The sequence below is a fragment of the Enterobacter cloacae complex sp. P43RS genome, assembly GCF_014930585.1.
Classification (GTDB): Bacteria; Pseudomonadota; Gammaproteobacteria; order Enterobacterales; family Enterobacteriaceae; genus Enterobacter; species Enterobacter bugandensis.
Genome location: NZ_JADBRJ010000001.1, coordinates 717,572 through 731,508, shown reverse-complemented (window position 1 = coordinate 731,508; position 13,937 = coordinate 717,572). Strand labels below are relative to the sequence as shown.

Here is a 13,937-nt window from a genome sequence, read left to right as displayed (position 1 = left end):
TATCGTTATTGCGGCGATATTCTGGTTATTTTTAGCAAAAGGAGGGAGAGGTGTTTGCGGAGTTTGGTGTACTGAATTTCTGGACGTATGTTGTTGGCGCATTTTTTATCGTGCTGGTTCCCGGGCCAAACACCCTGTTTGTGCTGAAAACGGGGATCGGTCACGGTGTGAAAAAAGGGTATCTTGCCGCGACCGGCGTGTTTATCGGTGATGCGGTATTGATGTTCCTGGCCTGGGCGGGTGTTGCGGCATTGATCCAGACGACCCCCGTACTCTTTAATATCGTGCGCTATCTCGGGGCTTTCTATCTGCTGTGGTTGGGCGGAAAAATGCTCTGGTCGGTGATCACACGTCAGAATAATGCTCAAGAGAGCGGAACCGAGCCTGCCAGCACGATCATGAAACGCTCCCTCGTCCTGAGCCTGACCAATCCAAAAGCGATTCTGTTCTACGTTTCGTTCTTTGTGCAGTTTATCGACGTGAATGCGCAAAATACCGGGACCTCTTTCCTGATCCTCGCTACCACGCTTGAGCTGATTAGCTTTATGTACATGAGCTTCCTGATCTTCTCTGGGGCGTTTGTTACGCGTTATCTGAAAACCAAAAAGAAACTGGCAAAGCTGGGGAACGGGCTGATAGGGCTGCTGTTTGTCGGGTTTGCGGCGCGGTTAGCGTCACTGCATTAATGTGAAGAAAGGCTCCTGAGGGAGCCTTTTTACATCAGAACACTTTCTTATACGGTCGCACCGTCACTTTTGCATACACACCCGCCGCAACGTATGGGTCTGCGTCAGCCCAGGCCTGCGCCGCTTCAAGAGACTCAAACTCAGCAATAACCGTGGAGCCAGAAAAACCGGCGGCTCCCGGGTCATTGCTGTCAACAGCAGGCATTGGACCCGCGGTCAGCAAACGGCCTTCGTCCTGGAGCAGCTGCAGGCGAGCCAGATGGGCAGGGCGAACAGAGAGGCGTTTTTCGAGGGAATCAGCGACATCTTCAGAGTAAATCACGTAAAGCACGGTGAAGCTCCTTAAGCGTTATAAAGTGTCAGTTACGTTATGTGAAAGGGCAATTGACTGCAATGTAAAGATAAAAACAACGTTAATACCCCGATCTGGATGTCCTTTTTTTGACCACTCCTGCGCTTTAATTGCGCCAGAACAAAGTGTCTTATTGAATATGATTGCTATTTGCATTTAAAATCAGGGTCCGGTTTTTTAACGTTGATGATTATGACTTCGATGACCCTTGATTTACCTCGCCGCTTTCCCTGGCCGACGCTGTTGTCCGTCGTGATTCACGGTGCCGTCGTGGCGGGTTTGCTCTACACCTCGGTTCATCAGGTTATTGAAATGCCCGCACCCGCCCAGCCGATCTCGGTAACCATGGTCTCGCCAGCGGATCTCGAACCGCCGCAGGTTGCGCCACCACCGCCACAGCCGGTTGCTGAGCCTGAACCGGAACCCGAGCCTGTACCGGAGCCACCGAAGGAGGCACCGGTGGTGATCCACAAACCTGAACCGAAGCCAAAACCTAAGCCGAAGCCAAAGCCGGTGAAGAAGGTCGAGGAGCGTCCGAAACGTGAAGAACGCCCGGTTGAACCGCGCGCGACCCAGCCGGTCGAGAATACAGCGCCTTCGCGTCCGGTCATGAATAACAGCGCACCGGCGGCAAAGCCGACGGTTGCCGCACCAGCGGGCCCACGTGCGTTGAGCCGTAATCAGCCTCAGTATCCGGCGCGGGCTCAGGCCTTGCGTATTGAAGGTCGCGTACGGGTGAAATTTGACGTGACTGCGGATGGCCGCGTGGATAACGTGGAAATTCTGTCTGCGCAACCTTCAAATATGTTTGAGCGCGAAGTGAAGTCGGCGATGCGCAGATGGCGCTACGAACCCGGTAAACCGGGAAGCGGACTGATCGTGAACATTGTTTTCCGCCTGAATGGCGGGGCGCAGATGGAATAAGAAAAGCCTCCGAAAGGAGGCTTTTTTTGCCTGCCATTCAGGCTGGCGGAAGCTGACGAGGTTTACCCTCGCTATCGACAGCGACATAAATAAACAGCGCTTCAGTTGCTTTATAGCGCTGTCCAATCGGTTCAGAAGAGACTTTCTTCACCCAGACTTCAATGTTGATGGAGATGGATGTATTGCCGCGCTTTACGCAGCGGGCGTAACAGCAAACCACATCACCTACCGCAACCGGGCGCAGGAAGGTCATTCCATCCACCCGCACGGTCACCACGCGTCCGTGAGCAATCTCTTTTGCCAGAATTGCGCCGCCCATATCCATCTGCGACATCAGCCAGCCGCCAAAAATATCGCCATTGGCATTGGTGTCAGCGGGCATTGCCAGTGTGCGTAAAACCAGTTCGCCCTGAGGGGCGTTATTTGTTGTCATTGTTTTAACTCATAACGGAAGACTTCAGGCGGGATGCTACTATGATTTCACAGCGGAGAGAATAGACCAGAACGCCTGTCGAACACGTTCTGGTCAGTCAGCAATCAGTGCTTGTCGTCCTGCGGCATGTGGCGATATATATAAATGCCGCTTAGCAGGGTGAATATCAGCGTCAGGGCCGTCAGGCCAAAGACCTTAAAGTTGACCCAGATATTCTGTGGCAGCCAGAAAGCGATATAGATATTGGCAAGACCGCAAAGGATAAAGAACACGGCCCAGGCGATATTCAGGCGCGACCAGACCTCCTGAGGCAGCGTCAACTCTTTGCCGAGCATGCGCTGGATCAGCGGCTTTTTCATCACCCACTGGCTGATGAGCAGCGCACCCGCAAATAGCGCGTAGATCACCGTCACTTTCCACTTGATAAATTCATCATTGTGGAAGAAGAGGGTTAGCCCACCGAATACGGCGACCAGGACAAACGTCACCAGCGCCATTTTTTCAACTTTACGGTAGCGCACCCAGCTGTAGATCAGCACAACCGCTGTCGCAATAATCAGCGCCGTGGTGGCAGCATAAATGTCATACAGTTTGTAAAACGCGAAAAAGACCACCAGCGGTAAAAAATCAAGAAACTGCTTCATTCTGTGATTCCATCTTCTTTGTTGAGCCGGGCCCTGTCATGCACCCGGCATCAGGGTTACTGACGAATTAACATATACAGGCGGAACAGATAGACAAGCAGCACCGCTGAAATCAGGTTGCTCAGTGTATTCGCGACCACCGCGCCGACGTTCGGGGTTAATACCGCAAAATTCGGAGCAAACAGGAGCAGGAGCGTTTTTGCCAGCAGCCAGCCCATCACGGCAGGAGCAACCAGACGCATGTTCGCCCATGCCAGCCTGATGCTGCTGCGCATCGCGGTAAAAATTCCCATTTTATCCTGCACGACCATTACTGGGGCAAAAGCGAGCACAATAGCCAGTAACACGCCCGGCACCACAACCAGCATAATTCCCATCTGCACCAGCATGGTGGTTAAAAAGATCAGGATAAACAGCTTAGGTAAGACCGGCGCGCTGGCGCCAATCGCCCGCAAGGCGCTGACCCGGTGGCCCGCCGACACCAGTTGGATCATCAGCAAAACGCCGCCCGCCAGAATGGCGTTACCAATCAGGCCAGAAAACGTGGATGCGGCAGACGCCCGGAGCAGAATTTGTTGCTGCTCTGGCGTCATGTTTTGCACCAGTTCAAATAGCCCCACGCTTCCTGCAAGATGGTCGCCCTGGCTCAGGCTGGCAATCTGTTCTTCACTCGGTGAGAACGCATGACCCAGCACCACAGTGATAAAGGCGCAAAGCAACGCGATCAGTAAAAAGGTAATGAACTGATTGCGGAAAAAATTTCCCGTGTCACGGTAGACAGACTTCGCCGTGATAGACATGCACTCTCCTTGCGTATTGCAGGTGTTAATTAGCCGGCAATTGTACACCGGATGAACCTGCTGTGGCAGCATCAAGGCTTGTATGGAAAAGCATATCTTTGTAAAGCGGCGGTAATCCAAAGCGCGCGCGGGCGCGATTACAAGCTTCGTTGACCTGCCCATCTTCCCCCGACAGGGCAAATTCCCGGCACGGGCTGGGGCGATCCTCATAGATCGCGCACCGGGTCGAAACCCCGGGCTCACCCTGCAGCGCGACACAGCGGGCCTGCTTTTGATTGGTGCCGCTCATGCAGCGCAGAAAGGGGGTTAACGGCTCAGTTAGATGAACCGGAACGGTACCGCCGCCATCGCTGGCTTCAGCCCAGTAGAAAGAGACTCGAAAATACGCACAACAGGCTCCGCACGTCATGCACGGGTTAACTTCACTCATGGCACACCTGCAAAAAGAACGCATCAAATCAACTTGTGAGAGCGATAAATTATCCAGCCGACAGAGGAAGAGCAAGAGGGGGAAAAGAGAAAATTTTGTAACTGTGAAATGCCAAAAATTGACATAGAAACAACTTATTGCTTTTCAAAGCGCCACAAAAAATTAACCCAGATCAATGAATGTTAACTTACTGGTTTTAATGTGATCTGTGGCAGATCACTTATTACTCTTTTGTGAGTATATTCTCACCCGCGATTAAAACCACAACGATGGAGCGGATATGAAAAAATTAGCGGTGGCAGCCCTTGTATTAAGCAGTCTCTCTGGCGGCGCGTATGCGCATGAAGCAGGCGAATTCTTTATTCGTGCCGGTTCGGCTACGGTTCGCCCAACTGAAGGATCGGATAACGTGCTGGGGATGGGCGGTTTTAACGTCAGTAACAACACCCAGTTAGGTTTAACATTCACCTGGATGGCGACGGATAACGTTGGGGTTGAGCTTCTGGCGGCAACGCCGTTCCGTCACCGTGTCGGTCTTGGTGCGACCGGTGATATCGCCACGGTTCACCATTTACCGCCAACGCTGATGGCGCAATGGTACTTTGGCGATGCCAGCAGCAAGGTGCGTCCATATATTGGCGCGGGTGTGAACTACACCACCTTCTTCGATGAGAAATTCAACGATACCGGCAAAGAAGCAGGGCTCTCGGATCTCAGCCTGAAAGACTCGTGGGGTATGGCTGGGCAGGTTGGTCTGGACTATCTGATTAACCGCGACTGGCTGATCAACGCCTCGGTCTGGTATATGGATATTGATACGGACGTACGCTTCAAGGCGGGCGGCGAGCAGCAAAGCATCAATACGCGTCTGGATCCGTGGGTGTTCATGTTCTCTGCGGGTTATCGTTTCTGATCCCCGTCAAACTGGCCACAGGGTGGCCAGTTTGCTTTGCTCGCTTCAAAACGACGGATAAACCGGCCGCTCGTCAAGCTTTACGCAGTGCCTCAGGATCTTTTCCCCATCATATAAATAGCTGAAAGCGTCGCTGGACAGGGAATGGAAGAGAATATCACCGTTGGCAAACGGGATAATTTCGGTATCACCCACACGTTTATGACCCGCGCCGGTTTCAAAATGACCGCGCCATCGTTCCTGAGTATGGTCATAGACGTGCAGAATAACGTCGACAAGTCCTCTTTCCGGGCAATTAAGGCGCAGGAAGGTCGAAGAAAAATTCAGGGACAGCGCGTGGAAGGGAATCAATAAGGCGAAAACCAGTAAAGCTCGTAAATACATCAAACCGCGAAAACCTCCTTCAAAAGGGAAATGAGATTTTACTTGAGTCAAAAATCGCGTTTTTGCCGTGGATCAACATGGCTTATAATTCAATACGATAAAGGCCCCTTGCGAGGCCCTTAGCGATCATTTTTGAATCAGATAGCGAATGGTTGGGCCATCCTGCTGGATATCCAGCACCGTATAACCGTGGTTTTTAGCATCCAGCGGTATGTTGTTGATGGACTGCGGGCAGTCGCTGACCACTTCCAGTATTTCCCCTTTTTTAAGCTGCGGCAGGGCTTCAAGCGTAGCAACCGCCGGATAAGGACAGGGCTCACCAACCATATCCAGACGATAATCAGGCACGATCTCCTTCATGCTGCATTCTCCTGCGTTTCTGTTTTAACGCTCGCACGGCGGAAGAAACGTTTCTCCTGTGCGACGACCAGTAAAAAAGCAACCAACAGCAGGGCGTAGGTAACGAGCAGGCCGCCGAGAGGCCCGAAGGTGTTGAGCAGGTTGACCTTGTCCCAGTTGGTGGCCAGGACGGGAGACACGTCATCCCAGCAGTACGCCAGGATCGTCGAGCCAATCACATTTCCCAGACCCACCCACCAGTAGTGCACCTGTCCCTCAACCGCGCGGTACATCCAGCCGGTTTCACACCCGCCCGCCAGCACAATCCCGAAGCCAAACAGCAGACCGCCAATCACCGCGTTCGGGCCAGCCCACATGATCTTCGGTTCAACACCGAGCTGAACATAGCTGAAAATGCCGATAGCGCTCACCGCCATGCCGGCAATGATTGCCTTCGCCATCATCGTCCTTCCGGTGATCCACATATCGCGAAACGCAGAGGTAAAGCAGATCTGCGCGCGTTCGATCAGCAGGCCAAAGCCGACGCCGAACAACATCGCCAGGCCAAGCTTCGGCTGATTCATCGCCGTGCAAATGGCCCATGCGATCATAGCAAAAAAGACCAGCATACCCAGGCGGAAACGGCGCTTTGCCTGCTCCGGTTTTTGGGTTAGCGGGGACGCCGCGCTGACTTTTGTCATTTTCACCGGAATGCGGAACAGCGGCAGAAGGGTGAATTTTGCTCCGAAGTAAGAGCCAATCGCCGTGGCTACGGCAAAAAACCAGGCATGAAGGGAGAACTGCGGAATCCCCGTAAAGAACGCGGCCAGATTACAGCCCATCGCCAGGCGGGCGCCAAACCCGGCAATCATACCCCCGACTACCGCCTGCATGATGCGAACGCGGCTTTTGGGCATGCGCAGCTTAACGTTGTTTGCCCACAGCGCCGCAGCGAAACAGCCGCCGAACATGCCGATAATCATCATTCCGTCGATGCGGGTAAGCGGGGTGCCGTCCAGGTGAATAAGTTTGAAGTATCCCCACTCTTCGGTGTGCACGCCTGCGAGCTGCAGCAGTTGCCCACCCCAGCGGGTGAATTCACCGGTGACGGCCCAGAAGGTGCCGGTAATGCCGAAATAATAAGTAGAGAGAATGCCTGCCGCGATGACGGCCGGAACAGGTGACCAGAACTTAACCAGGTAAGTCTGTTTGAAGGATTGCCATGACATGAATAAGCCTCTGAACTCAGAAGGATTAGTGCTAAAAAGAGTCCAGATCATACGCTTACGCGAAAGTTTGAAAAGCTATTCACACCGAAAATATCGACGGGATCAATTTTGACGTAATCCTTTGGAGAGGATGGAGAAGGAGGAGTAACCGTCTGGCAGGGTTGCCAGACGGTGGAGGGATTATGCTTTACGCGTCGCTGCTTTCATTGCGGTCACGAACGCTTTCAATTCGCTCAGCATCTGCTCGGGCTTGTCCACGTTCTTCTCGATGATCTTCACAATCGCGGAGCCGGAGATGGCACCCGCCGCCTTCGCGTCAATCGCCGCGGTGACCTGATCCGGAGAGGAGATCCCGAAGCCCTGCAGCGGCGGCGCGGCATGGTACTCGGCCAGCTTTTCCACCAGATGATGCAGCGGCAGTGCAGCTTTATTTTCGGCGCCAGTCACGCCCGCGCGGGAAAGCAGATAGGTATACCCGCGTCCGTAAGAGGCTATCTGGCGCAGCAGTTCATCATCGGCGTTTGGCGGACAGATGAAAATAGGGGCGACATTGTGACGCATCGCAGCCTGGCGGAACGGCGCGGACTCTTCCACGGGCACGTCTGCTACCAGGACCGAGTCGACACCCACGCGCGCGCATTCTGCATAGAACTCGTCAACACCACGGTTGAACACCAGGTTGGCATACATCAGCAGACCAATCGGAATGGTCGGGTGCTTCTGGCGGATCGCCGCCAGCATTTCAAAGCACTGGGTTGGGGTCACGCCTGCCGCAAAGGCGCGCAGGGTGGCGTTCTGGATGGTCGGGCCATCCGCCAGCGGATCGGAGAACGGAATACCCAGCTCCAGCGCATCGGCGCCGGCTTCAATCAGGGCGTCGATAATCTTCAGAGACTGCTCAGGGCCCGGGTCGCCCAGGGTAACGAAGGGGACGAACGCGCCTTCCTGGCGGGATTTCAGTTCTGCAAATACGTTATCGTAGCGTTCCATCAGATTTCCCCTCGTGCTTTCAAAATATCGTGAACGGTGAAGATATCTTTGTCACCGCGACCGGAAAGGTTCACCACCAGCAGTTGCTCTTTTTCCGGGTTCTCTTTCATCATTTTCAGCGCGTGCGCCAGCGCGTGAGAAGACTCCAGCGCCGGGATGATCCCTTCGCTGCGGCACAGCGTTTTGAAGGCTTCCAGCGCTTCGTCATCGGTAATGGAGACATAGTCCGCGCGCCCCGTGCTGTTCAGGAACGCGTGCTGTGGACCAACGGACGGGAAGTCCAGTCCGGCAGAAATTGAGTAAGACTCTTCAATCTGCCCTTCATCGGTCTGCATCATCGGGGCTTTCATGCCGAAGTAGATCCCCACGCGGCCATGCTTCAGCGGCGCGCCGTGCTCGCCAGTTTCAATCCCATGACCGGCAGGCTCGACGCCAATCAGCCCTACGCGGGTTTCGTCGATAAAATCGGCAAACATGCCGATGGCGTTAGACCCGCCGCCGACGCAGGCAATGACTGCATCCGGCAGGCGACCCTCTTTTTCAAGGATCTGCGCTTTGGTCTCTTCACCGATCATGCGCTGGAATTCGCGCACGATGGTCGGGAACGGGTGAGGACCTGCCGCGGTGCCGAGCATATAGTGCGCGGTTTCGTAGCTGCCGGACCAGTCGCGCAGCGCTTCGTTACAGGCATCTTTCAGCGTCGCAGAACCGCTGTGCACCGGGATCACTTCCGCACCCATCAGGCGCATACGGAACACGTTCGGCGACTGACGCTCAACGTCTTTAGCACCCATATAGATGCGGCACTTCAGGCCGAGCAGGGCGCTGGCGAGCGCAGAAGCCACGCCGTGCTGGCCCGCGCCGGTTTCGGCGATGATTTCGGTTTTACCCATACGCTTCGCGAGCAGCGCCTGGCCCAGCACCTGGTTAGTTTTATGCGCGCCGCCGTGCAGCAGATCTTCACGCTTAAGATACAGCGTGGTTTTGGTGCCTTCGGTCAGGTTGCGGCATTTGGTCAGCGCGGTTGGACGCCCGGCGTAGTTTTTCAGCAGGTCGGTAAACTCCGCCTGAAACGCAGGATCTTTCTGCGCGCTCACGAACGCTTCTTCCAGCTGGCGCAGCGCGGGCATCAGGATTTGCGGAACGTACATCCCGCCGAATTCACCAAAATACGGGTTAAGTAATGTCGTCATCTTCTCTTCCTTAATATGCACGCAGAGTTTTAAACACCGAGGCCAGCTTGCTGGCATCTTTGATACCCGGTTGCGACTCTACGCCTGAATTGAAATCGAGGCCTGCGCAGCCGGTTTTCGCGGCTTCCACACAGTTATCCGGGCTTAGTCCGCCGGCCAGCAGGACGTTGTCCAGCTTTTCGCCGTTCAGCAGCGACCAGTCAAAACGTTGTCCGGTGCCGCCCTGGCCGTTGTCGAGCACGTATTTGTCAACGTGGTGAAGATTACGTGCGGGCAGGGTGGTGCCCACGCTTTGTGCTTTCCAGATTTGAACCTGCGGTGCCAGCGCGTCGCGCAGGGCATTGATGTACGCCTGATCTTCATCTCCATGAAGCTGAACGGCACGCAGGGATAACGCGTCGGCTTTTGCCACAACGTCCGCGACATCCGCATTGCGGAACACGCCAACATAGCTCAGCGGGGCCGCCGCGATTACCTTGCGGGCCTGTTCCTCATTGACTGCACGAGGAGAGGTGTCGACGAAGATTAAACCGCCATAGATTGCTCCAGCCTCATACGCGGCCAGCGCATCCTGTTCGCGGGTCAGGCCGCAGACTTTGTTTTCACCCAGCAGCACGCGACGCACAGCCGCATTGAGGTCGTCATGTTCCATCATGGCGGAGCCAATCAGGAAACCGTTGGCGAAGTGGCTCAGCTCGCGCACCTGGGCGTAGCTGTTAATGCCGGACTCGCTGATCACCGTGACGCCCGCACCCAGACGCGGCGCCAACTGGCGGGTACGGTTCAGGTCAATCGACAAGTCGCGAAGATCGCGGTTGTTGATGCCGACCACTTTGGCTTCCAGCGCGATGGCGCGCTCAAGCTCTTCTTCGTTACTCACTTCGGTCAGCACGCCCATTTTCAGGCTGTGCGCCACGGCAGCAAGCTGGCGATACTGTTCGTCGTCCAGTACCGAGAGCATCAGCAGGCAGGCATCGGCCTGGTAGAAACGCGCCAGCCAGATCTGATACGGGTCGATAATAAAGTCTTTGCACAGGATCGGCTGCGGTGCGATGCCGCTGACGATCGGCAGAAAATCGAAGCTGCCCTGGAAATATTTCTCATCCGTCAGCACGGAGATTGCCGACGCATGATGCTTATAAATACCGGCGATACGCGCCGGGTCGAAATCGTCACGAATAACGCCTTTTGAGGGAGAGGCCTTTTTGCACTCCAGAATAAAGGCGGTACGTGCACCCTGCAGGGCGTCATAGAAACGACGGCTGCTTGGGACGACGTCATTCTGGAAACTGGCAAGCGGCTGCTCTGCTTTGCGTGCTTCCACCCAGATGGCCTTATCGGCAACGATTTTCGCTAAAACGGTCTGCATTCTTTACCCTCTTGCCGCAAGTGCGGTAACGCGATCGTAAGCTGCACCGGAGCGCAGTACATCCAGAACTTTTTGAGCATTGGCCTTCAGGTCTTCCTCACCGTGCAAACGCATCAGCATGGCGACGTTGGCAGCCACGGCGGCCTCATGAGCGGCCTCACCTTTACCTTGTAGTAAGCGCGTCAGAATGTCACGGTTTTCTTCCGGCGTACCGCCTGCCAGCGCTTCCTGATGGTACGGCGTTAAGCCGAAATCAGATGCCTCAAGCTGATAGCTGAGTACTTCACCATCGTTAAGCTCGGCCACCAGCGTCGGCGCATGCAGCGAAACTTCATCCATTCCGCCGCTGTGCACCACGGCGGCGCGTTTGTAACCCAGCACGCGCAGCGTCTCGGCAATCGGCAGGACCAGCTCAGGGCTGTAAACGCCAATTAATGCCAGCGGCGGATGGGCCGGGTTGATCAGCGGGCCGAGCACGTTAAACAGCGTCCGGGTTTTAAGCTGCTGGCGAACCGGCATCGCGTGGCGGAAACCGGTGTGATATTTCGGCGCAAACAGGAAGCAAACGCCCAAATCGTCCAGCGCTTCACGCGAACGCTCGGCATTCATCTCCAGATTGATGCCAAACGCGGCCAGCAGATCGGACGAGCCTGAACGGCTGGAGACGCTGCGGTTACCGTGCTTGGCCACCTTCAGGCCGCAGGCCGCCGCCACAAAGGCGCTGGCGGTCGAAATATTGATGCTGTTGCTGCCGTCGCCACCAGTCCCGACGATATCCGCAAACTGATAGTCCGGACGCGGGAACGGGGCGGCATTTTCCAGCAGCGCGGTGGCCGCACCGGCGATCTCCTGCGGGCTTTCGCCGCGCACTTTCATGCTCACCAGCGCAGCGGCCAGCTGCTCAGGCTTCAGCTCGCCGCGCACCACGGCAGAAAAAAGCTGGTGGCTCTCCTGCTGGCTCAGGGTCTGGGCCTGATACAGTTTTTCCAGAATCGGCTGCAGGGTGTTGGTCTGCTCCAGCTTCTGTAACGCCCAGTCAAGGGTCTGCTCCAGCAGGCGGGCGCCATTGGAGGTCAAAATAGATTCCGGGTGGAACTGCATCCCGCAGACGCGATCCGCATCGTGGCGTACCGCCATCACCATCCCTTCAAACGAGGCGTTGATGGTCAGCCCGGCCGGAATGTTGCTGCCGACCAGCGAATGATAGCGCGCGACCGGGAGCGGATTCGGCAGCCCGGCAAACATTGCCTGGCCGTCATGTTCAATGCTGGAGGCTTTACCGTGCAGGATCTCGCCCGCCTGGCCGACGTAACCGCCGTAAGCTTCCACGATTGCCTGGTGACCAAGGCAGATACCGATAATCGGCAGCTTGCCGCGCATGCGGGTCAGCAGTTCGGGCATACAGCCCGCTTCGCTCGGCGCGCCCGGCCCCGGGGAGAGCATCAGCACCGGGTTTTGCATGGTCGCCAGACGGTCAATCAGGGTCTGAGCCGGAACGTGGTTGCGGTAGATAACGACGTTGTGACCATTCGCACGCAGCTGATCTGCCAGGTTATAGGTAAAGGAGTCGATGTTATCGAGCAGCAGAATGTCAGCCATCAGAAAATCTCCTGTGCGTGGTGTGCGGTAGCGATGGCGCGCAATACCGCGCGTGCTTTACTGCGGGTTTCGTCAGCTTCAGACTGCGGAACAGAGTCAAGAACAATCCCGGCGCCGGCCTGAACGGTGGCAATACCGTCTTCGACGTAGGCGGAGCGGATCACGATGCAGGTATCAAGGTCGCCGTGTGCGGTGAAGTAACCTACCGCGCCGCCGTAGCTCCCGCGACGACGTCCTTCCGCTTCGGCGATAAGCTGCATGGCACGCACCTTCGGCGCGCCGCTCAGGGTGCCCATATTCATGCAGGCGCGGTAGGCGTGCAGCACGTCGAGGTCGCTGCGCAGTTCGCCCACCACGCGGGAGACCAGGTGCATCACGAAGGAGTAACGGTCAACTTTGGTCAGGTCTGCCACGTAGCGGCTGCCCGGGGTGCAAATGCGCGCCAGGTCGTTACGCGCCAGGTCAACCAGCATCAGGTGTTCGGAGAGCTCCTTGTGGTCGGTTCGCATTTCCAGTTCGATGCGGCTGTCCAGATCGCGGTCCAGCGAGCCATCGGCACGACGGCCACGCGGACGGGTGCCCGCAATCGGGTAGATCTCAATCTGGCGGCTGGTGGCGTCGTACTTCAGCGAGCTTTCCGGCGAGGCGCCGAACAGCGTGAAATCATTGTCCTGCATAAAGAACATATATGGGCTCGGGTTGCTCTTCTTCAGCACGTCGTAAGCCGCCAGCGGTGACGGGCAGGGCAGCGAGAAACGGCGGGACGGCACAACCTGGAAAATCTCCCCGGCGCGAATAGCCTTTTGCATCTGGCGAACCACGGCCCCGTATTGATCGTCGGTCTGGTTAACGTCGCATGTCATTTTTTCCACGTGCTGTACCGGCAGCGCAGGCGGCGCTTCCGTCATCTGCTGCCGGAGCTGGGCGATGCGATGCTCAAGGCGGTTTTTCTCAGACGCAGACGGCGTGAACAGGCTTGCCTGGATGCGGGTATATTTTTTCTGATGGTCGATCACCAACAGGGTTTCGGCCAGGTAGAAACAGTAGTCCGGGCAGCGGTTGCCCTGCTCGGTTTCCGGCAAATCTTCAAAACCGGCGACCAGGTCGTAAGCAAACAGCCCGCCGAAGAACATTGCTTCGCGCTCATCTTCCGGCACGGTGACCAGATTTTCCAGCAGGCGGAAGGCATCAAACACGGACAGCGAGCAGAGGCGCGCATCTTCGTCGAGCAGCTGGCTTACCGGCGGGAAATGCAGAATTCGCAGGTCCGGGTGACGTTCATTGTCGATGCCCGCGGGCAGAGCCGCATCCAGCAGCGGCAGCAGCGATGCGCCATTATCAGAGAGCGCCTTAATGGTGACGGTGTCACCTAGCGCGGTAATGCGCAGCGCGCTGTCGACCAGCAGCAGGCTTTTCAGATCGTCCTTGCTGTCGATATCCGCAGACTCCAGCAGCAGCGTCGCCGGACGCGCGCCGCACACCTGATGAAACAGCGCGGTCGGGTTGTGGCGATAGACCGCCTCGCAGGTCAACAGTTCGAGATGAGGTTTGGCTGTTTGCATGTTGTGATTCTCATTTATTCTGTTCAAAAAAAAGCCCGCTGGGTAGCGGGCGGGTATCTGTTTGCATTTCGCAGATGCGTGACACTGCCC

16 protein-coding genes and 1 other annotated feature (1 of these 17 cut by a window edge) are annotated in these 13,937 nt (G+C 56.1%); of the genes, 4 read left to right on the top strand and 12 right to left on the bottom strand.

Annotated features, from left to right (window positions below; translation table 11 throughout):
* The first annotated feature begins 50 nt into the window (after window positions 1-50).
* Window positions 51-686, top strand: coding sequence for a leucine efflux protein LeuE (leuE, locus tag IM294_RS03515; RefSeq protein ID WP_028013423.1), 636 nt, complete (start codon window positions 51-53; stop codon window positions 684-686).
* A 34-nt stretch (window positions 687-720) separates the two neighbouring features.
* Here the strand turns inward: leuE and IM294_RS03510 are convergent, their stop codons facing one another.
* Window positions 721-1,017, bottom strand: a complete 297-nt coding sequence (locus tag IM294_RS03510) for a YciI family protein (protein ID WP_045260670.1) — start codon at window positions 1,015-1,017, stop codon at window positions 721-723.
* 222 nt (window positions 1,018-1,239) lie between these two features.
* Between IM294_RS03510 and tonB the strand changes: the two genes are divergently transcribed.
* The gene (tonB, locus tag IM294_RS03505; RefSeq protein ID WP_049138284.1) at window positions 1,240-1,962 is read left to right on the top strand and encodes a TonB system transport protein TonB; all 723 of its coding nucleotides are present in this window, start codon (window positions 1,240-1,242) and stop codon (window positions 1,960-1,962) included.
* A 37-nt stretch (window positions 1,963-1,999) separates the two neighbouring features.
* Here tonB and yciA read toward each other — a convergent pair whose 3' ends face one another.
* The 4 genes from yciA to IM294_RS03485 all read right to left on the bottom strand — a co-directional run bounded on the left by yciA (window position 2,000) and on the right by IM294_RS03485 (window position 4,269).
* Window positions 2,000-2,395, bottom strand: coding sequence for an acyl-CoA thioester hydrolase YciA (yciA, locus tag IM294_RS03500; protein ID WP_028013420.1), 396 nt, complete (start codon window positions 2,393-2,395; stop codon window positions 2,000-2,002).
* Window positions 2,396-2,499: 104 nt separating this feature from the next.
* Window positions 2,500-3,039, bottom strand: coding sequence for a septation protein A (locus tag IM294_RS03495; RefSeq protein WP_028013419.1), 540 nt, complete (start codon window positions 3,037-3,039; stop codon window positions 2,500-2,502).
* A 56-nt stretch (window positions 3,040-3,095) separates the two neighbouring features.
* Window positions 3,096-3,839: a YciC family protein gene (locus IM294_RS03490; RefSeq protein ID WP_088205591.1), complete on the bottom strand. Its 744-nt coding sequence runs from the start codon at window positions 3,837-3,839 to the stop codon at window positions 3,096-3,098.
* 25 nt (window positions 3,840-3,864) lie between these two features.
* Window positions 3,865-4,269 carry a YkgJ family cysteine cluster protein gene (locus IM294_RS03485; RefSeq protein ID WP_126818530.1) on the bottom strand — a complete coding sequence of 135 codons (405 nt, stop codon included), beginning with the start codon at window positions 4,267-4,269 and terminating at the stop codon, window positions 3,865-3,867.
* 280 nt (window positions 4,270-4,549) lie between these two features.
* Between IM294_RS03485 and ompW the strand changes: the two genes are divergently transcribed.
* The gene (gene ompW, locus IM294_RS03480) at window positions 4,550-5,182 is read left to right on the top strand and encodes an outer membrane protein OmpW (RefSeq protein ID WP_045260668.1); all 633 of its coding nucleotides are present in this window, start codon (window positions 4,550-4,552) and stop codon (window positions 5,180-5,182) included.
* Between the two features lie 144 nt (window positions 5,183-5,326).
* Window positions 5,327-5,536, top strand: a complete 210-nt coding sequence (locus tag IM294_RS03475) for a hypothetical protein (RefSeq protein WP_028013416.1) — start codon at window positions 5,327-5,329, stop codon at window positions 5,534-5,536.
* 156 nt (window positions 5,537-5,692) lie between these two features.
* Here IM294_RS03475 and yedF read toward each other — a convergent pair whose 3' ends face one another.
* The 7 genes from yedF to IM294_RS03440 all read right to left on the bottom strand — a co-directional run bounded on the left by yedF (window position 5,693) and on the right by IM294_RS03440 (window position 13,847).
* Window positions 5,693-5,926, bottom strand: coding sequence for a sulfurtransferase-like selenium metabolism protein YedF (gene yedF / locus IM294_RS03470; protein ID WP_003856774.1), 234 nt, complete (start codon window positions 5,924-5,926; stop codon window positions 5,693-5,695).
* Complete coding sequence (gene yedE / locus IM294_RS03465) at window positions 5,923-7,134, bottom strand: selenium metabolism membrane protein YedE/FdhT (protein ID WP_126818529.1); 1,212 nt, start codon at window positions 7,132-7,134, stop codon at window positions 5,923-5,925. The genes yedF and yedE overlap by 4 nt, the downstream gene beginning before the upstream one ends.
* A gap of 180 nt (window positions 7,135-7,314) precedes the next feature.
* Window positions 7,315-8,124: a tryptophan synthase subunit alpha gene (gene trpA, locus IM294_RS03460; protein ID WP_063437440.1), complete on the bottom strand. Its 810-nt coding sequence runs from the start codon at window positions 8,122-8,124 to the stop codon at window positions 7,315-7,317.
* A complete protein-coding gene (gene trpB / locus IM294_RS03455; protein ID WP_028013413.1) occupies window positions 8,124-9,317 on the bottom strand; it encodes a tryptophan synthase subunit beta in 1,194 nt (397 codons plus the stop codon). The genes trpA and trpB overlap by 1 nt, the downstream gene beginning before the upstream one ends.
* 10 nt (window positions 9,318-9,327) lie before the next feature.
* Window positions 9,328-10,686, bottom strand: a complete 1,359-nt coding sequence (gene trpCF / locus IM294_RS03450) for a bifunctional indole-3-glycerol-phosphate synthase TrpC/phosphoribosylanthranilate isomerase TrpF (protein ID WP_047368706.1) — start codon at window positions 10,684-10,686, stop codon at window positions 9,328-9,330.
* A 3-nt stretch (window positions 10,687-10,689) separates the two neighbouring features.
* Window positions 10,690-12,285, bottom strand: coding sequence for a bifunctional anthranilate synthase glutamate amidotransferase component TrpG/anthranilate phosphoribosyltransferase TrpD (trpD, locus tag IM294_RS03445; protein ID WP_028013411.1), 1,596 nt, complete (start codon window positions 12,283-12,285; stop codon window positions 10,690-10,692).
* Complete coding sequence (locus IM294_RS03440) at window positions 12,285-13,847, bottom strand: anthranilate synthase component 1 (RefSeq protein ID WP_126818528.1); 1,563 nt, start codon at window positions 13,845-13,847, stop codon at window positions 12,285-12,287. The genes trpD and IM294_RS03440 overlap by 1 nt, the downstream gene beginning before the upstream one ends.
* Before the next feature lie 25 nt (window positions 13,848-13,872).
* Window positions 13,873-13,937 (bottom strand) — a sequence feature (Trp leader region); it runs 29 nt beyond the window's last position.